Source organism: Clostridioides sp. LIBA-7602, from assembly GCF_056688945.1.
Genome location: NZ_CP196991.1, coordinates 741,487 through 766,743 on the forward strand (window position 1 = coordinate 741,487; position 25,257 = coordinate 766,743).

At 28.9% G+C, this 25,257-nt stretch carries 19 protein-coding genes; 16 read left to right on the forward strand and 3 right to left on the reverse strand.

The features are described 5' to 3' along the window. The first annotated feature begins 474 nt into the window (after positions 1–474). From ACTG45_RS03790 to helD, 4 genes are all read left to right on the forward strand, one after another. Positions 475–1,140 (forward strand): SAM-dependent methyltransferase, encoded by a 666-nt coding sequence (locus ACTG45_RS03790; protein ID WP_021383492.1) that lies wholly within the window; start codon positions 475–477, stop codon positions 1,138–1,140. 428 nt (positions 1,141–1,568) lie between these two features. Beyond that, positions 1,569–2,327, forward strand: a complete 759-nt coding sequence (locus ACTG45_RS03795; RefSeq protein ID WP_479919858.1) for a MarR family winged helix-turn-helix transcriptional regulator — start codon at positions 1,569–1,571, stop codon at positions 2,325–2,327. Positions 2,328–2,591: 264 nt separating this feature from the next. Continuing rightward, positions 2,592–3,089: a GNAT family N-acetyltransferase gene (locus ACTG45_RS03800; protein WP_479920279.1), complete on the forward strand. Its 498-nt coding sequence runs from the start codon at positions 2,592–2,594 to the stop codon at positions 3,087–3,089. Positions 3,090–3,321: 232 nt separating this feature from the next. Beyond that, positions 3,322–5,559 (forward strand): RNA polymerase recycling motor HelD, encoded by a 2,238-nt coding sequence (gene helD / locus ACTG45_RS03805; protein WP_479919859.1) that lies wholly within the window; start codon positions 3,322–3,324, stop codon positions 5,557–5,559. Between the two features lie 422 nt (positions 5,560–5,981). Here the strand turns inward: helD and ACTG45_RS03810 are convergent, their stop codons facing one another. Both ACTG45_RS03810 and ACTG45_RS03815 read right to left on the reverse strand, forming a co-directional pair. Then, positions 5,982–6,746, reverse strand: coding sequence for a hypothetical protein (locus ACTG45_RS03810; RefSeq protein ID WP_479919860.1), 765 nt, complete (start codon positions 6,744–6,746; stop codon positions 5,982–5,984). Next, a complete protein-coding gene (locus ACTG45_RS03815; protein WP_021383499.1) occupies positions 6,743–7,222 on the reverse strand; it encodes an RNA polymerase sigma factor in 480 nt (159 codons plus the stop codon). Before ACTG45_RS03815 ends, ACTG45_RS03810 begins: the two co-directional genes overlap by 4 nt. 241 nt (positions 7,223–7,463) lie before the next feature. Here ACTG45_RS03815 and ACTG45_RS03820 point away from each other — a divergent pair, with 241 nt between their 5' ends. The 12 genes from ACTG45_RS03820 to ACTG45_RS03875 all read left to right on the forward strand — a co-directional run bounded on the left by ACTG45_RS03820 (position 7,464) and on the right by ACTG45_RS03875 (position 23,146). Beyond that, entirely contained in the window at positions 7,464–8,339 is an 876-nt protein-coding gene (locus ACTG45_RS03820; protein ID WP_479919861.1) for a hypothetical protein, read from the forward strand. 751 nt (positions 8,340–9,090) lie between these two features. After that, complete coding sequence (locus tag ACTG45_RS03825; protein ID WP_479919862.1) at positions 9,091–9,792, forward strand: DUF5058 family protein; 702 nt, start codon at positions 9,091–9,093, stop codon at positions 9,790–9,792. 25 nt (positions 9,793–9,817) lie between these two features. After that, positions 9,818–10,474 carry a hypothetical protein gene (locus ACTG45_RS03830; protein ID WP_021383510.1) on the forward strand — a complete coding sequence of 219 codons (657 nt, stop codon included), beginning with the start codon at positions 9,818–9,820 and terminating at the stop codon, positions 10,472–10,474. Positions 10,475–10,526: 52 nt separating this feature from the next. Beyond that, positions 10,527–12,167 carry an N-acyl-D-amino-acid deacylase family protein gene (locus tag ACTG45_RS03835; protein ID WP_479919863.1) on the forward strand — a complete coding sequence of 547 codons (1,641 nt, stop codon included), beginning with the start codon at positions 10,527–10,529 and terminating at the stop codon, positions 12,165–12,167. A gap of 289 nt (positions 12,168–12,456) precedes the next feature. After that, positions 12,457–13,182, forward strand: coding sequence for a hypothetical protein (locus ACTG45_RS03840; RefSeq protein WP_479919864.1), 726 nt, complete (start codon positions 12,457–12,459; stop codon positions 13,180–13,182). A 621-nt stretch (positions 13,183–13,803) separates the two neighbouring features. Beyond that, positions 13,804–14,913: an IS200/IS605 family element RNA-guided endonuclease TnpB gene (tnpB, locus tag ACTG45_RS03845; RefSeq protein WP_479919865.1), complete on the forward strand. Its 1,110-nt coding sequence runs from the start codon at positions 13,804–13,806 to the stop codon at positions 14,911–14,913. Positions 14,914–15,075: 162 nt separating this feature from the next. Then, positions 15,076–15,639, forward strand: coding sequence for a hypothetical protein (locus ACTG45_RS03850; RefSeq protein WP_479919866.1), 564 nt, complete (start codon positions 15,076–15,078; stop codon positions 15,637–15,639). A gap of 598 nt (positions 15,640–16,237) precedes the next feature. Beyond that, the gene (locus tag ACTG45_RS03855) at positions 16,238–17,245 is read left to right on the forward strand and encodes a nuclear transport factor 2 family protein (RefSeq protein ID WP_479918194.1); all 1,008 of its coding nucleotides are present in this window, start codon (positions 16,238–16,240) and stop codon (positions 17,243–17,245) included. Positions 17,246–17,284: 39 nt separating this feature from the next. Then, entirely contained in the window at positions 17,285–19,000 is a 1,716-nt protein-coding gene (locus ACTG45_RS03860) for an ester cyclase (RefSeq protein WP_479919867.1), read from the forward strand. A gap of 183 nt (positions 19,001–19,183) precedes the next feature. Then, the gene (locus ACTG45_RS03865) at positions 19,184–20,449 is read left to right on the forward strand and encodes an MFS transporter (RefSeq protein ID WP_479919868.1); all 1,266 of its coding nucleotides are present in this window, start codon (positions 19,184–19,186) and stop codon (positions 20,447–20,449) included. Between the two features lie 41 nt (positions 20,450–20,490). Then, positions 20,491–22,089, forward strand: coding sequence for a sodium:solute symporter family protein (locus ACTG45_RS03870; protein ID WP_479919869.1), 1,599 nt, complete (start codon positions 20,491–20,493; stop codon positions 22,087–22,089). Between the two features lie 34 nt (positions 22,090–22,123). Next, entirely contained in the window at positions 22,124–23,146 is a 1,023-nt protein-coding gene (locus tag ACTG45_RS03875) for a LacI family DNA-binding transcriptional regulator (protein ID WP_479919870.1), read from the forward strand. A 204-nt stretch (positions 23,147–23,350) separates the two neighbouring features. Here the strand turns inward: ACTG45_RS03875 and ACTG45_RS03880 are convergent, their stop codons facing one another. Beyond that, positions 23,351–24,754 (reverse strand): ATP-dependent metallopeptidase FtsH/Yme1/Tma family protein, encoded by a 1,404-nt coding sequence (locus ACTG45_RS03880; RefSeq protein WP_479919871.1) that lies wholly within the window; start codon positions 24,752–24,754, stop codon positions 23,351–23,353. Positions 24,755–25,257: the final 503 nt, after the last annotated feature.

Below are 25,257 nucleotides of genomic sequence, written 5' to 3' on the forward strand. Positions count from 1 at the left end.
TTGATTAGATTTTATAAATATTTATTTCGAATTATTATAAGTATTTATTTTAAAAAAATAGAATTATTATATTTATGAGAATAAATGGTATAATAAAAGGTAAAGTGTCAAATATGCACTAAATTAAATAAGTTAATTAGTATATAGATTAAAGTAGAAATAATTAGAACTTATTAAATATCAAAAAATGACCACTTATAAAAGTAGTTGTTTAAAAAGACATAAAAAAGTAGTTATTTAAAAACACAAAAAGTAATTATCTAAAACATATAAAAAGAGAATTATCTAAAAAGACATAAAAAAGATAATTGCTCATTCAAGTAACTATCTCAAAATGGACAAAAAGATGACTTCTTATTAATCATCTAAAAAATAGAAAATCAGATATATGAAATTTAATAAATAATAATTGACATGGAAAGGAAAGATAGAATGATATTTACAAGGAGCAATAAATACGATAAGGGATTTCTCATGGAAAATATGATGGGACCTAATTGTATAAAAATATTGGAAGAATTAACGAGTAAGATAAAACTAGAAAAAGGAATGCGTATCTTAGATTTAGGATGTGGAAGAGGTATATCTTCTATATTTTTAGCTAATGAATTTGATGCTACTGTATTTGCAACGGATTTGTGGATAGAACCAACTGAAAACTATGAAAGATTTAAACAGTTTAAATTGGATAATAAAATATTTCCTATACAAGCTGAGGCACATGAATTGCCTTACGCAGAAGGTTTTTTCGATGCAGTAATAAGTGTACATTCTTACCATTATTTTGGAAATAAAGAAGGGTTTTTAGAAAATCACATATCACCTCTTGTAAAAGAGGGAGGAATAATTGCTATGGCAATGCCTGGATTAAAACAAGATTTTGTGAATTGTATACCAGATGAACTTATTCCATTTTGGCAAGATAATATGAATTTCCATTCAATTAAATGGTGGAATGAACTTTGGTCAGAATCTGAGTCTGTAACTGTAGAGAAATGTGAGGCTTTAAGCTGTCATGATGAAGCTTGGAATGATTGGCTAAACTGCGATAATTCTTATGCTAAAAATGATAAAAAAATGCTGGAAGTAGAGAATGGCAAGTACTTTAATACAATTTCCTTGATAGCTAAAGTTAAATAAGAGAAAAATTTAGATGAAAAACTTAAATTTAAAATAATTTTTTAGATTGTTTATGCCCAGTTGTACTGTTTATGTCAATTGGGTATTTTTATTTAAAAAATATAACTGTTTTTTTATTTATTTTCTAACGCTATTATATAAGAAATAAATACATAATGTAAAATATAACTGTATGATACAAAGTATAAGTATAGGATATAAACTTTGAATAGGATATAATATAGATAAAAGAAGAGGTATTAATTATAGGAGAATTATGTCTATGATAAGCTAACATTGACAAATCAAAGGCTTACTTTTATACTCGATACAAGTAAAATAGCTTTTAAATTATGGATTCAAAATAAACAAAATATGAAATTATAAATCAAATAATATAATGAATAAAAATATGAAATTATAAAATAAATAACTTAGGAGGTATAATAATGAATGAGACAAAAGAAGAAAATTTATTAGAACAATTTTATAAAGTACAATCATTGCTACATAAATTTCACCTTCAAAATCATAAATCACATGGATTTTTTAGAGCAACACACAGAGGTCAAGGTAGAGTATTATCCATGTTGAAAATAAAACCAGAAATCACTCAAAAAGAACTATCATACTTACTTGATATGAGACCTCAATCTTTAGGTGAGTTACTTTCAAAATTGGAAAATCAAGAATTTATTACTCGTACACACTCAGAAAAAGACCGTAGAGTAATGGTAGTAAGATTGACATCAAAGGGAATGGATGAAATTAATAAAAATGAACAGAAAGAAGACCCAACTAATCAGATATTTAATGTATTAGAGCCAGAAGAAAAAAGGAATTTAAGTGATATTCTTACAAAGATTACTGATGAACTGGAAAGAACTATAAAAAGTGAGGATGGTAATAATTTTGATGGAATACCTATGCAACCACCACCAAGACCTCATCATGGACAATATCTAGGTGGTTTTGCTGGTAGGGAAGGAAATCAAGACTTCTTTAATTCACGTGAAGCATATCAAGATTTTTTTAATAGAGAAGAGCTATTTGAACAGATGGTCAAACAACATCCAGAGCTTATTGAACAATTGATGAAACAGCATCCAGAGTTTTTTACGGAAAAAGAACTTGATAGAAAAAATAGCTTTAAGAATGAAAGTAAACAAGATACTAATGAAAGCAAACAAGATATTGATGAAGATTAAAAATTTTATAGTATTATTTTAGAAGTTTTTCTATATATTTTATTATACTTCAAATTAAATTGTGAGATGTTGAAATATAGAATCAAAAGACTAGGATATCTATATTATTTTAACTACTGAAAAATTTATTTTAATAGAGACATATATAAATAGAAATATATAAAGCTATTTTAAGTTAATATATATAGTAATTTATCTACTATTATAATTAGAATAATGTAGCATGATTTAATCATAAATTAAAAAAGGGGAAATGTTGAGTTGATGGAGGGCATAAAATTTATAAAGCCAGAAGAAAAGTATATTTGGTCATATTGGAAGACTTTTGATAATATTGCAAAAGAAAGGAAATATCTAGCTATGGACGAAGCATTTCCTTTTGAAGAAACAGTTGAATTTATAAAGAATATTATGATTGAAAAATTTCCACAACTGTTTATAATTGACGTAAAATCAGATATCTGTATTGGTTGGTGTGACGTTTTGCCTAAAGCTGAGACAGTTGGCTATTTGGGTATGGGTATTCTTAAGGAATACAGAGAAAAAGGTATTGGAAGTAACCTTTTAAAACAAATTATTGATTTATCAAAAGAATATGGATATAAAAAAATTGAGTTAGATGTATTAAAAAGTAATAGTAGAGCTATTCATGTTTATAAATCTTTAGGGTTTGTGGAGGTAAATACAATATCTAGTGGATTTACATGGAACGATAGACCTGTAAAAGAAGAAGTTATTCAAATGGAACTTACACTAATATAAAATAAAGTTTATTGGGAATTAATAGGATGGTAGTAAAAAATACTATCCTATTTTATTGTTTAAAAATAGAAGTTTTTCAGTTAAATATACTGTTTTAGAAAAAATTTTATTTTACTTCCCACTATAATTATATCATAAATAAAAATTTTTTTTAAGACTGTGAATATATCCTCATTTCTATATAATTGATATAGTGGATTAAATGTTAATTTCAATTGAGGAGGATTATAATATGAATCTAAATGATTTTGAGTCAAATCTTGAAAATCAGTGGTTACAAAAAACTCTTAAAGAGGCTAATAGACAACTTGAGGAAAAGCGTAATGAAGAAGATAAGCTAAAAAAAGATGCTATAGAGACTCAAAGGGAACTATGGAATGACTTAGGTTCTATTTCTATTGAAAATGGATTAGAGCAACTTTCAGAATTTATGTCATTTATGGATGCTATGAAACATCAAAAAAGAAGCCATGAATTTACTAAGAAACTCAAAGATAAGTATGAAAGAATGATTGAATCTCCTTACTTTGGAAGAATTGACTTTACAGAAGCTTGTGAAACTGAGTATCAAAAATATTATATTGGATTATCGAATCTTATTAATGATGATTATGATTTTCTTGTATATGACTGGAGAGCTCCTATTTCAAGTATGTTCTATGATTATGAAATTGGACAAGCAAGTTATGAGTGTCCAGAAGGCATAATCTCTGGAGAAATAACTAAAAAAAGACAGTATAAGATAAAAGATGGAAAGATTGAGTATATGTTTGATAGTAATCTGAATATAGATGATGATGTATTACAAGAGCTTTTAGGTAAAAACTCTGATGAAAAAATGAAAACTATAGTTACTACCATTCAAAGAGAGCAAAATCAAGTAATTCGTAATGAGAAATACAAGAACTTAATTGTACAAGGTGCCGCTGGAAGCGGAAAGACATCTATAGCACTTCATAGGATAGCATATTTATTATATAAACATAAAGATAAAATAACTTCTGAAAATATAATGATATTTTCTCCAAATAACATATTTAATGATTATATCTCAAATGTATTGCCAAAACTGGGGGAAGATAATATCTGTCAGACAACATTTAAAGACTATATGTATAAAGAATTGGGTGATGATTTTAAAAAAGAAAACCCAACTGAAATGATGGAGTACATTCTTAATAATAATGGGAAAATCACATATAAGGATAGGATAGAAAATATAGAATTTAAAACCTCTTTAGAGTTCACAAATATATTAAAACAATATCTAAATTATTTAGAAACAGATGATAGATGTTTTGAAGATATTATTGTAAGAGGGAAGTTAATAATTTCATCTGAAGAGCTACAAACACTGTTTTCTAATGACTATTCAAATTTACCAATTAAGAAAAGATTAGAGAAAATAAAATCAAGGATAATATTTTTAATTGAGCCATATGAAAAATCTTGGATTGATGAAATATTTAAAAAACTTCAAGCATCTGGAGATTATATAGAAAAAGAAGAAATGATGGAGAAAAGCACTTTTATTGTAAGAAAGCATCTAAAAGAAGTTTACTCTAAAATTTCAAGAATGACAGAATTAGATTTAATAGATACTTATAAAAATTTATTTAAGAATTTAGAAATATTTTTAGATAAGGCAAATATTGAGTATGATAAAAAGCTTATAGATAATATAAAAACTTATACGATGGATAACTTAAGTGTAAGGAACCTTTATTATGAAGACCAAGTGATTCTTCTATATTTAAAGGTAGCTCTTGGAGGTATTCCAAACACATCACAGATTAAATATGTAATCATAGACGAGGCACAGGACTATACTCCTTTGCAGTATGAAATATTTTATAAACTTTTTAAGTCTGCTAATATGACTATATTAGGAGATATTAACCAATCAATCAACCCATTTATGAATGTTGGAGATTATAACAATATTCCTAATGTATTGGAGAATGATACTTGTATAATAAATCTAAGTAAAACATATCGTTCTACAATGGAAATTACTAGATTCTCAAGACAACTTCTTACAAAAGCTATAGATGATGGGTATGTTGAGAGACATGGTGATGAGCCTAAGGTAATTGGTTTTACAGAGAAAAATTATATGAATAAAAAGCTTATTGAAGATATAAAAACTTATAAACAGAAAAATTATAAGTCTATCGGAATTATAACAAAAACAGCTCGTGAGACTAGGGAAGTGTATGAGTTTTTAAAAGAAAAGAATATTGATGTAGAGGCTATAGTAAAAGATGATGATGAATATGTGAATGGCGTATTAGTAATACCGTCATATTTATCTAAGGGACTTGAATTTGATGTAGTTATAATATATGATGCAAGTGATAAAAGGTATAATAGTGAAGATGAAAGGTTACTTCTTTACACTTGTTGTACAAGAGCTCTTCATGTGTTAAATATATACTATTTAGGTGAGATAACACCTTTATTAAAATAACAAGTTTTTGATTATAATCTAACTTTTATTTTAAGTGTAGCAGATATTTATAGTCTACTTTATTTATCTATTTTGTATGGGTTTACTCATATATTTGCAACTAAAATTAATATAATGATTTATGATAAGTTAAATATTTTAAAAACTAAACTAAAGAGTTTATTGTGTCTTTACAACTAAAATTTATATAATAATTTATAATAAAGTAAAAGCCCTTAAAATTCCATATGAATGGTTTTTAAGGGCCTTTTATATTAGTAATAACTTTTGCGAGTAGTTAAATTTGCAGAGCAGTTAAATATCTAAAATTTCATATATTAAATTTAAAGAAAATATAAAGATGGAAGATACAACTATATTTACAAATAAGAAAACTAAAATCATGTATAATAAACTCATAAACAACTTATTGCTAAGTATATTTATTTTACATCTATTACTTCATGAGCCATTTTAACTAAGTCATTCATAGATAAATTTGAATCTTGAATTGTAAAAGAGTAGTAAACTCCATCTTGTTCCCAAGTTAAGAATTTAGATTCATTAACTTCTACCTTATCTGTTCCTTCACTAAATGTATATTTACCTGATTTTTCATCAAGTTTATCCTGTTCTGTCATTTTATAACCTTCTGGCACAAACTTGTACATTGATTTTTCATAAGAAATATTTATATCTTTGTAAGTATCTACAACTTTCATTTTATCAGAATTTTTTCCAAGTTTATTATTTGCTGTTTCAAGAGATATTTCATCGTTACCATTTTTATAATCAAACTCAAGTACTTTTAATTCTCCTAAAACATTATCTTTTTTATCAAGTGCTTTTTCATTTATAGTATATGCCCCTTTAAATTTATATCCATTACTAAATTCGGAAATTAGATTAGGGGTAAAGTTAAAGTCTTTTTTTACCTGTTCAGTAGTTGGAATAGATGTATAGGTAGCTTTAGTGCTTGATTTTCCAACTATACTAGATATTTCTCCCACTGCAAGAGCTGTTGTACCTAATACTAAAGTTATAGCTAAAGTTGCGACTAAACCTCTTCTAAATGGTAATTTATGTGTTTTATTATTCATTTTATAATTTTCCTCCCTTTCTGGTAAACTATTTAGTGTTTTACTTAAACTATTATGAAAGCTTTCTGGAGCTTTTGGAAACGAATTATTTAAGCTATTTTTATTCATATGATTACCTCCATATTTTCTAATTTAGTTTTTAATAATTTTCTTCCTCTTGATAATCTACTTTTCACAGTTCCTTGAGGTATATCCAATATTTCCTTAATTTCATCTACTGAATAACCTTCAATATAGTAAAGTACTATTGGAACTTTAATTTTTTTAGGGAGACTTTGAATAGCAATATACAAATCATTATAATCTTCTTTTTCATCGATTTTTTTATTTTTAAATACGTCTTCAAATGATAGAAACTTCAATTGTTTACGTCTTAATGAATTACATTCATTTATCACTATTCTAATCAACCAAGTTTTAAAATATTGTTCTTCCTTAAGAGAATCTAACTTTTCATATGCTTTTAAAATAGCATTGTTGACGGCATCTTCACAATCTTGGTCGTTTCCTAGAATAGATTTAGATACACGATACAAAGTCTGTTCTGATTCAAGGATATTATTTATAAATGTAGTTTTATTCAAATGAATTCCTACCTTTCTGTGCAAATTGTAGCGCTACTTTTTTGCCTTTCACTTATTAGATAAGATTTTACTATAAATGGTTCACTTTTTTTAAAAAAATTTGAATAAATAAAAATAAGGTACCTTAAAAATAATGTTGACAAATTATTAAGGTACCTTTATAATTAGAAATAGATAAGGTACCTTAATAAAAATGAGCAAATAAATTTAAAAAAAATCGAATTAATTAGGAGGAGTTAATATGAATTATTACAGAGATAAAAAAGAAAACTTTAGAGGATTTGAAGGTCATCATAGTAATCCATGGAATCATATGTGTGAAGGATGCAGACTATTTGAAATGATGTATCATGAAAGATTTGGACCAAGAGGATATGGACAAGGAGAATTCAGAGGTCATGGAGGATGTGACCCAAGAGAGTATGGTCATGGAGAGTATAGAGGTCATGGTGACCCAAGAGAACATGGTCATGGAGAGTATAGAGGTCATGGAGGATGTGACCCAAGAGAACATGGTCATGGAGAGTATAGATGTCATGTAGGATATGAGCCAAGAGGATATGGACAAGGAGAATTCAGAGGTCATGGAGGATATGAGCCAAGAGGATATGGACAAGGAGAATTCAGAGGTCATGAAGGATATGAGTCAAGAGGATATGGACAAGGAGAATTCAGAGGTCATGGAGGATGTGACCCAAGAGAGCATGGACATGGAGAGTGTAGAGGTCATGAAGGATATGAGTCAAGAGGCAATGAACAAGGAGAATTTAGAGGGCATGTAGGATATGAGCCAAGAGGATATGGTCAAGGAGATTGCAGAAAAGGTCATGAAGGATTTGAACCAAGGGGTGATGAAAGGAACCATATGGAGCACAAAGGGCATGAAGAATTTGGTACTAAAGATTGTAAAATAGATAATGAATATAGAGAACATGAAAGATTTGAAAATCAAAATGCAGGTGAAAAAATAGAAGCTGAAAACAAAGAAGATGCTAAGAAAAATAATACAGAAGAAAATAAAAGTATGACTGAATCTAAGGCAGTAATTAATGAGTCAGTACAAGAAGGTCAAAAAAGTAATACTAAAGAAGAAAAAAAAGATATTGATAAAAAGTAAGATTATAAATCAAATAAAAATTAATGATAAATAAAAGAAATAAAAATTAAAAAATAGTATTAAAGAGAGATGCTAAGAGATAAATATTTAAAAATAAATCTCACAAATAAATTAAAATATATAATACTAGTGAAATGACAAAGGTGATAGTTTTTAATAGACTATTACCTTTGTCATTTTTAGATACTGTAAATTAATTTGTGCTTTTAAAAATAATTTCTACTTTATAGCAACAATTATTTATTTACTATAAATGTAGTTTTATTCAAATTAATTTACTTCATATACAAGTTCTTTAAACAGTGCCTAAAGACAACTACATTTTGACTAAAAGTAAGTTTTTAAGAAAAAGTAATGATATTTAAATAAGAATTAAAAATAAGAAATGAACTCATTTTGTATAAATAGAATTGTAAATGACACTAGAAATCATAAATTATAAAAATAATAATCTTTTTATAAAATAGTAAAGTTTTTTGACTAAAATTTTTATATTGAAATGTCAAAATAAAGAAATGCTTTATAAGTTAATTATGAGGAAAAAGGATATGTAGGAATTTTCTGATATTTATCAGTTATCAATATATTATCCAAATCTTAATATTTTTAACAAGACTTTAAGACAGATAATACCCTATTAAAGATAACCTATCTTAGATAAAATAAATTAAAACAAAACAAAAATAGAAGAAGATTAAAAAGAAAGTAAATCATGAAACATCAAAAAATTTATTTTAAGGGGGAATAAAGTATGGAGTTTCAAGAAATGATTAATAGTCCAGGTCTTTGGATTGTCTCTAGTTTTTTAGTAATTATTTCAGTTGTTCAAGCAATCGTATTTATGAGGGCAGCACTAAAAGAGGCCTCAGCTATTGGTATTGAAAGAAAAGGAATTAAAGCAGCAATTCGTTCAGCTAGTATTACAGCTATTGGACCTTCTCTATCTCCTGTTATTACATTATTATCGCTTGTAGCTATAATTGGTGCTCCTACGACTTGGATGAGGCTTTGTGATGTAGGAGCGGCCAGAACAGAACTTGGAGTAATATCTCTCACATCCAATTTGTCTGGGGTTGAAGTAGGTAGTGCTGCATTTGGAGCACAAGCTTTTTCATATGCACTATGGGGGATGGCTTTAAATAACTTAGGTTGGTTGTTCATTGTATTTATTTTGGGACATAGAATGCGTGGAATTGTTGAAAAAATGAACATGAAATATAATCCTGCTTGGGTTAAAAAACTACTTGCAGGAGCTACTGTTGGATTATTTGCTTACCTTCTTTCAAACCAAATAAAAACATTTGAAATACCAAAAATGACTCCAGCAATTATTTCAGCTATTGTTATGCTAGTATTTACGACTTTATTTAAAAAGAATCAACGTCTTCAAGAATTGTCCCTGGGTATTGCTATGTTGATTGGAATGTTTGGTACACAGATTATATTATCGTGATTAAAACAGATAAGAGGTGATAGTTATGTATGATAAAAAGATGATTAAAATAGGAAGAATTTCTATAGGTCTTGCAATTATTGCAAACTTTATTCCAGCTATCTATGTAGGTCTTCGTTTTGGGCAGATGCCAATGCTTTCTGTTATATTCCAAATTTGGGGGCTAGTTGCCACAACTTATGGAATCAGTTGGATTGTTCAACCTATCGCTTATTACCCAACTTTGGGAGCTCCAGGTTCTTATATCGGTTGGCTTGCAGGGTCTGTTGGAGACATACGTATGCCTGCAGCATCAATGGCACAGAAAATCGCAGGTGTAGAATCAGGGACACATGAGGGTGAAGTTGTTGGAACAATTGGCACATGTTGCTCAATATTTGTATCAGCTTCCATGATTACCATTTTTACAATTGTAGGGTATAAAGTAATTCCTTTGTTACCTGAATTTATTACTGATTCATTTAATTATATACTTCCAGCACTATTTGGAGCAATTTACGTTGACATTGCACGTAAGGATATTAGAGCTGGTGGATGTACGATTGCTGCAGCATTAGCTATTATGTATTTTGGTGAAAAAATTGGTATACCAGGAGGGTTACTAACTTTGTTTATTGTAGTAGGGGGTATACTTATCACAAGAGTTTTCTTTGTAGTTGATATGAATAAAACAACAGAATAAAAGTGTTTATTAAAAAATATGAATATAAATTAGTTTTGAAAGGAGAAGAAATATGTTTGATATTAAAATTATCAATGGGATAATCGTTGATGGTACAGGAGATTCAAGATATAAAAGTGATGTAGGAATTGTAGGAGATAAAATCATAGCTATTGGAGATTTAAGTCAAGAAGAGGCGAAAAAGACTATAGATGCAACTGGAAAATTTGTATCTCCTGGTTTCATAGATTTCCACACTCATTCCGATTTATCTCTTGTATATGATAAATATACAAGAAGCCGTATCTATACTGGTGTAACAACAGATGTTATTGCAAACTGTGGTATAGGAGTTGCTCCTATAAGAGAAGAGAAGAAGCAAGAGCTAATTGACTATCTTGGAACTAGGATAATTGGTACAATTCCAACAAAATTGGAGCTTCATTGGAATACAATGCAGGAATACTTTGATTACTTAACTGAAAATTCTCCAGCAGTCAATGTTGTAGCTTATGTAGCACAAGGTCCTGTACGTATTAATGAAATGGGGTTTTCAAAGAACCCTGCTACTCCAGAGCAACTTAAAAATATGAAGTTGGAAGTTAGAAAAGCTATGGAAGCTGGATGTGTAGCTCTCTCATCAGGGTTAGTTTATCTGCCAGGAGCATATACAAAGAAGGAAGAAATAGCTGAACTATGTAAGGAATTGATACCATACAATGGATACTATATATCTCATATTAGAGATGAAGGCGACGAAGAAATGGAAGCTCTTGATGAAGCAATTTATATAGCTAAGACAGCAGGAGTTCCTCTGCATATTTCTCACTTAAAAATCATGGGTCATAAGAATTTTGGGACTATAGATAAAATATTTGAAAAGCTAGATAAAGCTGAGGAGGATGGTTTAGAAGTAACTTTTGATTGTTACCCATATACAGCTGGAATGACATCTTTAGGTGCACTTTTACCTACTTGGGTATTTGAAGGTGGTGTAGAAGATATGATAAAGCGATTAGAAGTACAAGAAAACAGGGAGAGAATAATAAAAGAGTTAGAAGAAGGTATTCCTGGATGGCAATGTTTTTACCAGTTAGCAGGTGGATGGGCAGGTGTTGTATTAGCTTCTGTAATGACTGAAGCTAATAAATATGTGGAGGGTAAAACTTTAATGGAAGTAGCCGAAATCAACAATGAAGACCCATTTGATACATTCTTCAGACTTCTGATTGAAGAAAAAAGTAAAATTCAAGTGGTTGTTCATACACAAGGTGAAGAAGATACAGATAAAGTTGTTTGTCATCCAAAATCATGTATAGGTTCTGATAGTATGGATCTTTCTACAGAAGGTTTGCTATCTCTTGGAAAACCTCATCCTCGTGCATTTGGTACATTTGGACGAATTTTCTCTTACTATGTTAGAGAGAAGGGTATGTTGACTTTTGAGGAAGCAGTTAAAAAGATGACCTATCTTTCAGCAAAACGCTTAGGGATTTGTGAAGAAAGAGGTCTACTTAAGGAAAATTATTTTGCAGATGTAGTGGTGTTTGACCCAGATACAATACAAGACAAAGCAACTTACAATGACTCTAAAAAGTATACAGTGGGAGTAGAATATGTATTGGTAAATGGTAAAATTGCGTTGGCAGAAGGAAAACAAACTGACATATGTGCTGGACGTGTAATTACAAATCCTCTTAGCAGAGCAAAATAAAACACATTAGAAATTTTTATAAAAATAGCCTTTCTTTAAAATATAAGGAAGGCTATTTTTGTTAAATTAATAAAGTTTGTTCTACTTGCGTTTTTAAAAGGATTTAACTTTAAGTAGAAAAAACATAAGATTAATTGTAAAATGTAATTAATATTACTGGATAAAATTTAAAGACAAAAATATTTCAACAAATAATGATAAGTAAAAAAACTTCAAGTAGATTTTTGTATGGTGAATAATTGATAAATTGTTTTAAAGGTCAATAATATCATAAGAAAGGAGAAACATAATGAAAATACTTTATGTAGGACCAGATATGGTAATCGACAAAATATTAGCAGTAAGCAAAAGAAATTTTCCGAATATTGAAACAGATTTTGTTAGATATGATAGATATGTTGAAGCGCCTGACTTATTAGAACAGTATAAAGGCAGAGTAGATGCAGTGCTTTTTACAGGAAAATCACCATTTAAATTTTTTGAAAAAAGACAAAAAGATTTTATGCTGTCTGATTATCTTCCTAGACATGAAACAACACTATACAGAGTATTGCTTGAAATTACATATTTACTTAAATGTGATATTAATAGACTTAGTATAGACACTTATGATAAGGCAATGGTGAAGAGATTGTATAAAGAAATTGGAGTCGAATTTAAGGATGAACAAATGTTTTTTGCAGACCAAAAATATCTAGAAGATGATTACATAAAGTTTGTGCTCGAATTTCACAAATATAATTATCAAAATAATAATATATGTTGCTGTATTACAGGTCTTGAAGAAGCTTATCATATAATGAAAAAAAATGATATTCCAGTAGTTTTAGCTTTGCCTTCTGAAGATGTGATGGTGCAAAGTATAAAAAATATTCAGATGCGTTATATTGCAAAGAAAAACAATGAGAATCAGATTGTTGTTCTTGCTATCAAACTAAATATGCCTTCAGAATATTCATTGATGAAAGAAGATGAGTACGCTTATCTTTCACAAAGGATTAAGATACTTGATTAAAAAATAGCTACGCACACTTGTGACTTTAGTCATGAGTTAGTAGCTAAAATAGTCAGCATATAGGGAAACTTATATGTAGAGATAGGATAGAACCTATCCAATACTACTTGAATTGCTGGAAACCCCTAAAGCTAACCAAACTAAAACATAAGGATGAAATAAACCTAAGTGTGAAAGTTACGAAAGTAGAAAAAATTGGTTAGATGGTATAAGGTTAAACCCTAAGTACTTTAAAATGGGCAATCAGCAGGTAAGCTCCTAAGTAGGAGAAACTTCAACGACTATTCCTCTTGAGGGAAGTACACTACAAGCTATCGGTAGTGGAAGTGGGTAGACCTTAACGGATAATGCCGAAGGATAAGATATAGTCTGTGCTTGCATGAAAGTGTAAGAAGTTCATAAGAGAACTGCATAGGTAGTAGCGAACTTATGTGAACGACAACCTCAAAAATGATAAAAGTTAAGACTTATGGTCCTTGCATATGTTATTTAAAAATAAATATAAAAACCTTCCAAATAATTGTTTTAAATAATTACGTTTGTTAATATTATAATGGGTGATGAAAAATAGAAGTTACTCGGATATGTATATTAATAATCATAAAAAACAATTAAAGTGAGGTGATAGTAGTGGAAAAAGCTTATAAGTTTAGAATGTATCCAAATAAAAAACAGCAAGAGTTAATTAACAAAACTTTTGGATGTTGTAGATTTGTATATAATAAGTATCTTGCTAAAAAAATAGAAGTTTATGAAAACAATAAAGAAACTTTTACTTATAAACAGTGCAGTTCTGATTTGACCAATTTAAAAAAAGAATTAGAGTGGCTTAAAGAACCTGACAAATTTTCACTACAAAATATCTTAAAAGATTTAGAAAACGCATATAAAAAATTCTTTAAAGAAAATGCAGGATTTCCTAAATTTAAATCAAAGAAAACTAATAGATTTTCATATAGAACTAACTTTACAAATGGAAATATTATGTACTGTAGTCAATATATAAAATTACCTAAAATTGGTATGGTTAAAGTAAGAGATAAACAAGTACCTCAAGGGAGAATACTTAATGCTACTATATCCAAAGAACCAAGTGGTAAATATTATGTATCACTATGCTGCACTGATATAGAGATTGAAGCATTTGAAAATACTAATAGTCAGATAGGTTTAGATTTAGGAATTAAAGAATTTTGTATCTCAAGTTGTGGACAATTTATAGAAAATCCTAAGTATCTTCTAAAGTCATTAAACAAACTTGCTAAATTACAAAGAGAACTATCGAGAAAAACAATTGGTAGTTTAAATAGAAATAAAGCAAGATTAAAAGTTGCAAGACTTCAAGAATATATAGCTAATAAAAGGAAGGATTTTCTACAAAAACTATCTACTAAATTAATACGAGAGAATGATATTATTTGCATAGAAGATTTACAAGTAAAGAATATGACTAGAAATAGTAAACTATCTCGCTTAATTTCTGATGTGTCATGGTCAGAATTTATTCGTCAATTAGAATATAAGGCTAATTGGTATGGTAGACAAATTGTAAAGGTAGGTAAATTCTTTGCAAGTTCACAAATATGCAATAAATGTGGGTACAAAAACAAGGAAATGAAGAATTTAAGTATAAGAGAATGGATTTGTCCTTGTTGTAATGAAACTCACGATAGAGATATAAATGCAAGTATAAATATACTGAAAGAAGGATTAAGACTAATAAGAGTTTAAAATAGATAACTTATGTAAGAACCGTAGGAACTACGGGGATAGCCTGTGGAGAATTGGTAAGACATATTTTAGTATGCAAAATTCTATGAAGCAGGAACCCTGTGACTTTAGTCATGGGAGGTTCAGAAACTATACCATTTCAATAGTCGTATAGAGGGTGTTTTGGTAGAGCAGAGTAGAAGTGAATTTATGATTTTTACAACTAAAAAAATACTAGAGTTAGAAACAAAGAAGTATAGGGATATTTACTTGTTGGATATGATTCGTGAGGTTTCAGTTATAAATTCTTACATAGGAATTGGTTATGGAAAAACAGCAAATGAAGCTAAATTTAATGCTTATGAGAGTATTAAGATGGCTCAGATTCAAAAAAATGATGCAGCATATGTAGTTTTTGAAAATGGAGAAGTTATGGGACCACTAGAATCGAATCCTACTGTTAAAAAGAAGAATAGCTTTGATGAACGATTTTATCAAATAGCCACAGAGACAGGTCTCAGTGCTAATATTGTATATAAAGTATTCAGTAGTATAATAAATAGTGGAAAAACTGAATTTACATCAAAAGAGTTAGCTACTATATGTGGTGTAAGTATCAGGACTATGGACAGAATAATACTTAAATTGTGTGATGCTGGATATTGTGAGGTAGTAAGTGAACAACTTATGAGTAAGTATGGCAGACCTAGTAGAATATTACGTTTTAAGCCTTTTTTATTATTTTAATATAAATGTGTAAAACTTAACTAGATATTAGAATAATTTATGTGATTGTTTGAAAAAAGTTATCATATTAAGTAATGAAATTTTTCAATAAATCGTACATGTGATAAAAATGTTAATTAGATTACCCTCTTGAATTGTGGTGAGATATTCTATATTGAGGATTTATTTATACTACTTTTAGAAAGATATGAGGCTGTAGGTAGATTTATTTTTAAATGAATCTACTTACAGCCTTAATTTTTTAAAGACCAACACTTTTTAATTTTATTCTAATTTTAAATGGTATATATTTAGATTTCTATAAAGTGTAAAGTTGAGGGGACTAATTTTAGGCAATGGTTTATTGATTTGCAGTAGTCATTTAATATATTAATTTATTTATAGAATTATATCAATTTGATTAGATATGAGTCACAAATTATATTTTTATGATAACATTTTCTTTACAAATTTTTAGATATATGTTAATATTTAGAAAAATGCATATGTATTCATAAATAACACTTTAAACAGGGAAAAAAGTGCTTAAAAAGATAACGTATGCAGTTAGAATGAGAAAGTTAAATTATAACTTAAACAAATATGGGAGGATATAAATATGGGAAAATATCAAAATTCAAAAAAAGTTGTAAGAAATTACTTTGAAGCATTAGAAAATGCCAATGGGGATGGAGTTAAAAATGTTTTAAAGCAACACATGAAATCGGACTATAATTGGAAAGGTGTATATCCATTTCATGAACAAGAAGGAATAGAAAATGTAGCAGATGTATTTTGGAAACCTTTAAAAAATTCATTAAGTAATATGCAAAGAAGACAAGATATTTTTATTGCAGGGACTAATGAAATTGACAATAGTGAGTGGGTAATGAGTATGGGACATTTTATGGGACTTTTTGATAACGATTGGCTTGGTATCAAACATACTCGTAAAATGATTAGTTTAAGATATGCAGAATTTAATTGTGTTCAGGATGGAAAAATTTCTAAAACTGGATTATTTGTAGACATAATTGGATTTATGATTCAAGCAGGAGTCAATCCATTACCTCCACAAACTGGTTCATATTTTGTATATCCAGGACCAATTGACCATAATGGATTACTTTTTGAAGATGCAGATGAAATTGAAGGAGTAAAAACTTTGGAACTAGTGAATAAAATGGTAGATGATTTATCTAAATTAAATGAAAGTGGTTCTATGGGATGCCCTCCAGAAGTACTTGAAAAATCATGGGCTAAAGATATGATTTGGTATGGTCCAGGAGGGATTGGTGCTTCTTATACTATACCTAGATATCAAGAGCAACACCAATTACCATTTAGAAATAATTTAAAAGGAAAGACTTTTAATGGACATGTATGCAGATTCGCAGAAGGGAACTTTGCTTGTTTCTTTGGGTGGCCTAATCTGACTAATATACCATGTGGAGGTTTTTTAGGATTGCCAGGTGGTGAGATTAAAGCAGACATGCAGGTTGTTGATGTTTATTATCGTAAAGGGGATAAGCTTCAAGAGAACTGGGTACTAATTGATATTCCTTATTGGCTGAAACAACAAGGTCTTGATATTCTTGAGAGAACTAAAAGTATTTTTAATGCCTAATTATGCATACGTATTCTTAAAAAGATGGAGGAATATAAAATGATATCCAATAATAAAAATGATGGAATAGTAAAAGAGCAAGAAAAAGAAAGTTCTATAAGTGAGCTTGAATCAGACAAAGTTAAGGAAAGACATAAATCTAAAGTAAATCAAACTAATTTTAGCAATACAGATAAAAATCAAATTACTAATAATGAAACTACTAATAATGGAACTATTGATAATGAAATTACTAATAATGAAACTATTGATAACGAAATTACTAAAAATCAAATTACTAATAATGAAACTACTAATAATGAAACTATTGATAACGAAATTACTAAAAATCAAATTACTAATAATGAAATTACTGATAATGAAACTATTGATAACGAAATTACTAAAAATCAAATTACTAATAATGAAACTACTAATAATGAAACTATTGATAACGAAATTACTAAAAATCAAATTACTAATAATGAAATCACTGATAATAAAACCATTGATAATGAAATTACTAAAAATCAAATTACTAATAATGGAACTACTGATAATGAAATTACTAAAAATCAAATTACTGATAATGAAACAGGCATACATAAAACTGATGAAGATAAATCTAATATAAATATTACTACTGAAAAAAATGAAAAAGTTGTATTTAAGGGGGAATATAATATGGAGTCTACAAAAATTTACTATGGAGATTCACTAGAAGTAACACCTGTTGGAGTGACGGATTACAATGATTTTTCAAAACAGACAAAAAGGGAGCAGGAAATACCAGGATTTGATTCTAAGTATAGGGATTTTGTAGATTATATTATGAAAATAACACATAATATTTGGGAAGAAAAAGGTATAGGAGTTATTTATGATACATATCACAACAATGTTACAATGCACTGTGGTTCTTCTAATTTAGTTGGTATTAAAGACGTTATTTCCAATACTCTTCAGACATTACATGCGTTTCCTGATAGAAGATTAATTGGACAAAATGTAATATGGTCTAACTTTGGTGCTGATGGTTTTTTATCTTCTCATCGTGTTTTATCTACAGCAACTAATCTAGGTGATAGTAATTTTGGACCAGCAACAGGTCGAAAAATAAACTTTAGAACTGTAATTGATTGTGCTACAACAAACAATAGAATTCATGAAGAGTGGTTAGTTAGAGATAATTTATGGATTGTTACTCAATTAGGATTAAATCCTCAGGAAGTAGCAAAAGATATGGCAAAAGCAAGTGCATCTAAAGTACTTAGTTTGCAATCAACATATGGTATCTGTGAATCTATGGATGGTCAATTTATGCCAGTTAAATACCAAGCGAAAGATGATTCAGTTGGTGAAATGATGCTTGAGATGACAAGTCGTATTTATAATTACAAATATATAAATGAAGTTAAAAAACACTATCATGATAATGCAGTAGTCCATTTTATATGTGATAAAGATTTAAATGGATATGATGAGATACAGGGTATGATTGTAAGTTTACTTGCATCAATTCCAAATGGAAGTTATGAAGTAGAAAGAGTAACCTGTAATCAAAGGGAAAAAAATGAAGGATATGATGTATCTGTAAGATGGAGATTACGTGGAATAAATGAGGGGATAGGTTTTTTTGGACAACCTTCTGGAAAGCATGTGGAGGTAATGGGAATTAATCATTATCATGTATTACAAGGTAAAGTAAAGGAAGAATGGATAACTTTTGATGGCATGGATGTTCTAAAGCAAATGTATATGGGTGTGGAAGAGTAAGTTTATTAGAGTATAAACAATCTTGAAATCTATATAATGAGTATTTTTTTATAAAATTTGAGAAATAGATGTATATAACAAATAACAGATAAATTCTTAGATGGACTATGGTATAAAACGAATAACAGGATAAATTCTTAGATAAACTATGATTAATATTAAAAAGGGGGATTTATAAAGAATATGAAAACAACAGTTGAGATAGAAAATGATATCATATTAGGAAAGGACTATTCAAACCTAAAAAGAGGAATTGCATTTTTTTCAATTGCTTTAATATACTTTTTTTATTGCTATAACTTTATGGTAGGTACCTTTATTAAACCAACAATGATTTATGCCATAACAGAGGGTGGATTTGGTTTTTCATTAAAACAAACAGAAGAAATATTTGCTGTTATGTCTTTTGGGACAATTCCAGGTACGTTTATTTTTGGAGTGATTTCTACAAAAATTGGAAAAAAGAGGACTTTGATTAGTGTTGCTTTATTAATTGGACTGACAACATTTATACCAATGTTGTCTCCTACAAATATTATATTATGGAAAATTGCACGTTTGTGTACAGGAGTAGTACTAGGTGGAGTATTTGGAACAGCTATGCCTTTGGTTGCAGATATGTTTCCAAGTAAATATCGTGGTAAATTAGCGGCTATATTAACTGCCTTATTTTCGTTAGCTATGATTTTTGGTGGGAAGGTGTATGGAATTTTGGGTGATGCAAATTGGCAAATATTGATGTATACTGCGATTGTACCACCTATAGTTGGAGCTATCTTGGCAATTTTCTTTGTACCAGATGATTTGGAGTACACAAAAGAATTAGTTAAAAAAGGAAAAGAAACTGGTGAAAAAATTAGCTATATAAGTATGTACAAGGGAAAATACTTATGGATTGGTCTGGGAACAATTCTTTTATCAGGTGCTAATTTTACAGCATATTCAGCATTTTCAAATAATGCAACTACATACTTAGTAACAGGAATTGGAATGACAGCAGCAGTAGCTGGTTCTATATATAGTTTACAAGGAATTGGTCAATTAGTAGGATATTTATTTTGGGGTTTTATAGCAGATAAATTTGGGAGAAAAGTACCTTTTATAGGGATGGCGTTAGCAGCAGTGTTTGTTTTTATATATACAAAATTAGGAGGAGACAATATAACAACATTCTACATGATATCAGTATTGTTAGGTCTTGCTGTTGGATATTCTGGAGCATGGGGAGCATACTATACAGAACTATTTCCAAGCAAATATCGCTCATTGTCATCTGGGATTTCGTTTAATGGAGGAAGAATTATATCTACCTTTGCAATACCTGCCATAGCTGGTACAGCTTCTGGTACTTTAGGTATGATAACTATCTTTTATATATCAATAGCAGTATTTGTAGCAGGTGCTATTGTATGGTTATTCTTACCAGAAACATTAAACAAGAAGCAATAAAATAATGAAAAATTCTTTTATCACTTAGAAAGGGGTGGCTTATGATTTCATCAATTGACGTATGTATTATAACAGGATATTTGCTGTTAATGTTAGTTATTGGTTATTATTCAGGAAAAGATAATAAAAATCAAGAAGATTATTTCTTAGCAGGTAGGTCAATGCCATGGATTCCAATTGCTTTATCAGTTGCAGCTACTATGATTAGTGCAAATGGCTTTATAGGTGGTCCTGGATGGTCATATATGGATGGGATGTATCCAGTAATGGTTAATATTACAGTACCTTTAGCAATATTTTTTGCACTGAGCGTTACCACCCCAGTTATTTATAGATTAAAGATAACATCTGTATATGAATATATGGGATTTCGATTGGGAAATTATTCAAGAGGATTAACTATTATTCAATTTTTTATTAATTCATTGATTCAAGCGAGTTCTATGGTATATATACCAGTACTTATTATTCAGATGATTACTGGTTGGCCACTTTATGTTTTAGTTCCAATCGTTGTACTTGTATCAATCATATATACATTATTAGGAGGAATTAAAGCAGTTATATGGACTGATAGTATTCAAATGCTAGTAGTAATAAGTGCTGTATTTATAGTAATTATTACAGCTTTAAAAGGAATGAATCTCAGTTTTTTTGATACATTACAAATTGCACAACAGAGTGGTAAATTAAATACATTTGATTTTAGCACAGATATCTCAATTACAAATACTTTTTGGGCTACTTTAATTGGTGGGACTATAATGTGGATAAGATATTTCTGTTTTGACCAAGCTCAAGTACAAAGAGTTTTAACATCTAAATCTTTAAACAGTGCAAAAAATTCTTTTGTAGTTAGTGCATTTGTTATGAATTTAGTTTATTACTTTATGTTATTGGTAGGAGTGATTTTATTTGTTTTCTACGATGGAAGAGCATTTGAAACTTCAAATGAAATAATGATTACTTTTATTTTGAATGAACTCCCAGTAGGAGCAATTGGAATTATTATTGCAGGTGTATTTGCAGCAGCAATGTCTAGTATTGACTCTATACTAAATAGTATGACAACTGTTTTTACAAAAGATATTTATGAGTTTTATTTTAAAAAAGATGGTAAAGAATCATCATTAAGAGTAACGATGATTATAACAATCGTTATAGGTGTTGTTATGACAGGTTTCATTATTATGGCATTTGGAGGAAGCATTAAGTCAATTCTTGACCTTGTTGGTAACTATATCTCATACTTTGCTGGACCAGCTACAGGTGCATTTGTACTAGCAATGTTTACATATAAAGCTCATGATAAAGGCGTATCTATTGGCTTTATTGCAGGATTAGTTTTAGGATTTTTTATTTCTAATAAATATAACATGAGTTGGTTGTGGAATCCAGCAATAGGTGCTACAATAACATTGATATTTGGATATATTTTTAGTATCATCTTAAAAAACAATAATAATGTAGACGATATTAAAAAATATACTGCATTTGGTATGAGAAGAGACCTTATTTACAAAGAGATGGATAAAGTAGATGGAGTGTCTATACTACCATTTTCTTTAGGGAAGCAAGAATTAATTGTGTTAGCTTTTTTCATCATCCAATATATTATCTTATTTTTAATACAATTTTAAGAAGAAATACTAGATGTTTAAGGAGAAATACTAAATGAATCAAAAAAAAGTTCATTATAATAAATCGGCTACATCAAAAGATGTTGCGAGATTGGCAGGAGTATCTCAATCATCTGTTTCAAGAGCATTTGGTAGTGCAAATGGAAAGGGTGTAAAACCTGAGGTAAGGGAAAAAATTTTTCGTGTAGCAAATGAAATAGGATATGTTCCTAATTTAGTTGCAAGAGGAATGATTAGTGGCAAAACAAATGTTATAGGATTGATAGTTGGTGATAATCTAGGTCCATTTTACAATAGAATTATCAACTTATTTGTAGAAAAAATTCAAGAGATAGGTAAACAATGTCTTGTTTTTAAAGTTCCTAGACAAGAAAGTATAGACAGTATAATTTCAAAAGTGATTCAGTTTCAAGTAGAAGCTGTAATTATTACAGCTTCAGCTATGAATAAGGTTATGGCTGAGACCTGTGAAGAAAATAATATTCCTGTTATTCTTTTTAATCGTTTTATACCTGGTATAAAAATAAGTACAGTCTACGTAGACCCAATTGAAGGTGGAGGAATGGCTGCTGAATATCTGCTTGATAGGGGACACAAAAATATAGGATACATTCAATTTACTAGAGAAACAAGCGAGGAAATGGAAAAGAAAATTGGATTTTATTCTAAGCTAAGACAAAATGGAATTCATAACCTTAAAGAAGAATCTGCAAGCTATGATTATGATTCTGGATATGAAGCAGGGAAAAGAATGTTATCATTACCAAGCCCACCAACAGCGATTTTTTGCACAAGTGACTTGATAGCTATTGGGGTAATGGATGCTGCAAGATTTGAGTATAAATTAAGGATACCAGAAGATTTATCAGTTATAGGGTATGATGATATTCAGATGGCCTCATGGAAAAGTTATAATTTAACAACAATTAGACAGCCACTAGATTTATTAATTGAAAAAACAATTAACATACTTAAAGCTTTATTAAATGAAGAAAATCATGAATCAGTAGTTGAAATGCTAAAACCTGAATTGATTGAAAGAGGTTCTACAGTTTAAGTGATATATATCTAAATATATGCTAATGATAATTTTTGTAAAGGAATCTTAGTAAGTAAAAGAATAGGATTTTTATAATTATTATTGGTTGACATTGGCTGATAATAAACTTTAATGTATTTATGTAGGAGTAATATTTATATTAACAGATAAAATTAAAAGATGAGTCTTAAAGTTGATAAGACTCATCTTTTTAAATTTATATTAGTTTACAGCTTCTTTTCCTATTAAATCTTTTAACTCTTCATGAGTCATAGTTTCTTTTTCAAATAGGAATTTAGAAACAGAATGTAAATCTTCAAGGTTATCCTTTAATATCTCTAAAGTTTCCTTATAACAAACTTCAACTATACGATTTGCTTCCTTTTGAATTTTATCACATAAGAAAGTTTTATCATTTCCATCAATAGTCATAAACCCTAAGTTACTCATACCATATTCACAAACCATTTGGTTAGCTATCTCAGTAACTTTCTTTAAGTCATCTTTCGCTCCAGTAGATTTATGGTTAAATATTAATTCTTCTGACGCTTTTCCTGCAAGTAGTATTTTTATTTTTCCAATCAACTCATCCTTAGTATAGATATATCTATCTTCATCAGGTAATTGAAGAACATAACCCAATGCTTGTCCTCTAGGAACTATAGATATTTTTTGTATAGGACAAATTCCTACTATATCACTTACAAGAGCATGTCCAGCTTCATGATAAGCTACTATTTTTTTCTCTTTTTCAACCAATGCAGAGTTTTTAGATTCTAATCCTGCAATGACTCTTTCAAGTGCCTTGTCAAAGTGTTCTGATGTAATGTATTCACTGTCATCTCTAACTGCAAATATAGCTGCTTCATTTGCTATATTTGAAAGATGGGCTCCATTGAAACCATGAGTTTTCTTAGCTAAAAGTTCTAGATTTACAGATTTGTCTATAGGCTTGTCATCTGTATGTACCTTTAGAATTTCAAATCTAGTATGATAATTTGGTGCACCTATATGAATGTGTCTGTCAAATCTTCCTGGTCTAAGTAAAGCTTCATCTAATAAGTCAAGTCTATTGGTAGCACCTATTATTAATACATTGGAATCTTTATTAAATCCATCCATTTCAACTAAAAGTTGGTTTAATGTTTGGTCCTTTTCGTTGTTACTCTCAAGATGTCTTTTTGCTCCTACAGCATCTATTTCGTCTATAAATATTATACTTGGAGCTTCTTTTCTAGCTTTTTCAAATAAAGTTCTAACCCTTTTTGCTCCTACACCTACATATTTTTCAACGAACTCTGAACCTGTAACATTGAAAAATGATGAATTTGTTTCACCAGCTACAGCAGATGCAAGTAAAGTTTTCCCTGTTCCTGGAGGGCCATAAAATAATACCCCTTTAGGTATCTTTGCACCCATTTTTTGATATTTTTGTGGTGACTTCATAAAATCAACTATTTCAAATAGTTCTTCTTTTACTTCGTCTAATCCAGCAACGTCTCTAAATGTAGTCTTTGGTTTTGTAGAAAGTGAATCGTCTGTTTGATTTTCTCTTTCCATTTTTGTTTGTGCAAAGACAGGAACTGGATTGTTGATTTTCTTAAAAAAGTTGTTTAGCATTTTCATATTCACACCTCAGGTAATTAATTATTGTTAATCAATTTTATATTTTCCATATTTACTATTTTTTATTATTTATTTTTCATGGAAAAAATATACATGTTATCTAAATAAAAATAAATTTGTGAAATGTATGAAAAAGTGAATTTGTGTGTATATATAGATTGTTTTTATGTGTTGAATAAAATGCGACAAATCAAGATAAAATAAAAATGATAAAAAATGTTATATTGTATAGATTAAGGGATATGAAGCATAGTATTATGTATAAAATTAGCTAAGGAAGTTTTTTAGTTATAGTTTTAAAATAATATCGCTTTAGGATTACTATATCTTTATCATAAACAAAAAAAGTAATATAAATAAAAGGAATAACTGTTAAATAAGTATTAAAAGGTGGAACTACTGAGTATGTTAGCTAGATATAAAAAAGTGAACTATATAGCTGTTAAATAAAATAACTGTTAAATAAAATAGCTTTTAAATAAAATTTAGTTGTTAAATAAGAT

Coding starts and splice junctions, on each gene's coding strand:
- ACTG45_RS03790 (WP_021383492.1), top strand. CDS start 475: ATGGAAAATATGATGGGACCTAATTGTATAAAAATATTGGAAGAATTA.
- ACTG45_RS03795 (WP_479919858.1), top strand. CDS start 1,569: ATGAATGAGACAAAAGAAGAAAATTTATTAGAACAATTTTATAAAGTA.
- ACTG45_RS03800 (WP_479920279.1), top strand. CDS start 2,592: ATGGAGGGCATAAAATTTATAAAGCCAGAAGAAAAGTATATTTGGTCA.
- helD (WP_479919859.1), top strand. CDS start 3,322: ATGAATCTAAATGATTTTGAGTCAAATCTTGAAAATCAGTGGTTACAA.
- ACTG45_RS03810 (WP_479919860.1), bottom strand. CDS start 6,746: ATGAATAAAAATAGCTTAAATAATTCGTTTCCAAAAGCTCCAGAAAGC.
- ACTG45_RS03820 (WP_479919861.1), top strand. CDS start 7,464: ATGAATTATTACAGAGATAAAAAAGAAAACTTTAGAGGATTTGAAGGT.
- ACTG45_RS03825 (WP_479919862.1), top strand. CDS start 9,091: ATGGAGTTTCAAGAAATGATTAATAGTCCAGGTCTTTGGATTGTCTCT.
- ACTG45_RS03830 (WP_021383510.1), top strand. CDS start 9,818: ATGTATGATAAAAAGATGATTAAAATAGGAAGAATTTCTATAGGTCTT.
- ACTG45_RS03835 (WP_479919863.1), top strand. CDS start 10,527: ATGTTTGATATTAAAATTATCAATGGGATAATCGTTGATGGTACAGGA.
- ACTG45_RS03840 (WP_479919864.1), top strand. CDS start 12,457: ATGAAAATACTTTATGTAGGACCAGATATGGTAATCGACAAAATATTA.
- ACTG45_RS03855 (WP_479918194.1), top strand. CDS start 16,238: ATGGGAAAATATCAAAATTCAAAAAAAGTTGTAAGAAATTACTTTGAA.
- ACTG45_RS03860 (WP_479919867.1), top strand. CDS start 17,285: ATGATATCCAATAATAAAAATGATGGAATAGTAAAAGAGCAAGAAAAA.
- ACTG45_RS03865 (WP_479919868.1), top strand. CDS start 19,184: ATGAAAACAACAGTTGAGATAGAAAATGATATCATATTAGGAAAGGAC.
- ACTG45_RS03870 (WP_479919869.1), top strand. CDS start 20,491: ATGATTTCATCAATTGACGTATGTATTATAACAGGATATTTGCTGTTA.
- ACTG45_RS03875 (WP_479919870.1), top strand. CDS start 22,124: ATGAATCAAAAAAAAGTTCATTATAATAAATCGGCTACATCAAAAGAT.
- ACTG45_RS03880 (WP_479919871.1), bottom strand. CDS start 24,754: ATGAAAATGCTAAACAACTTTTTTAAGAAAATCAACAATCCAGTTCCT.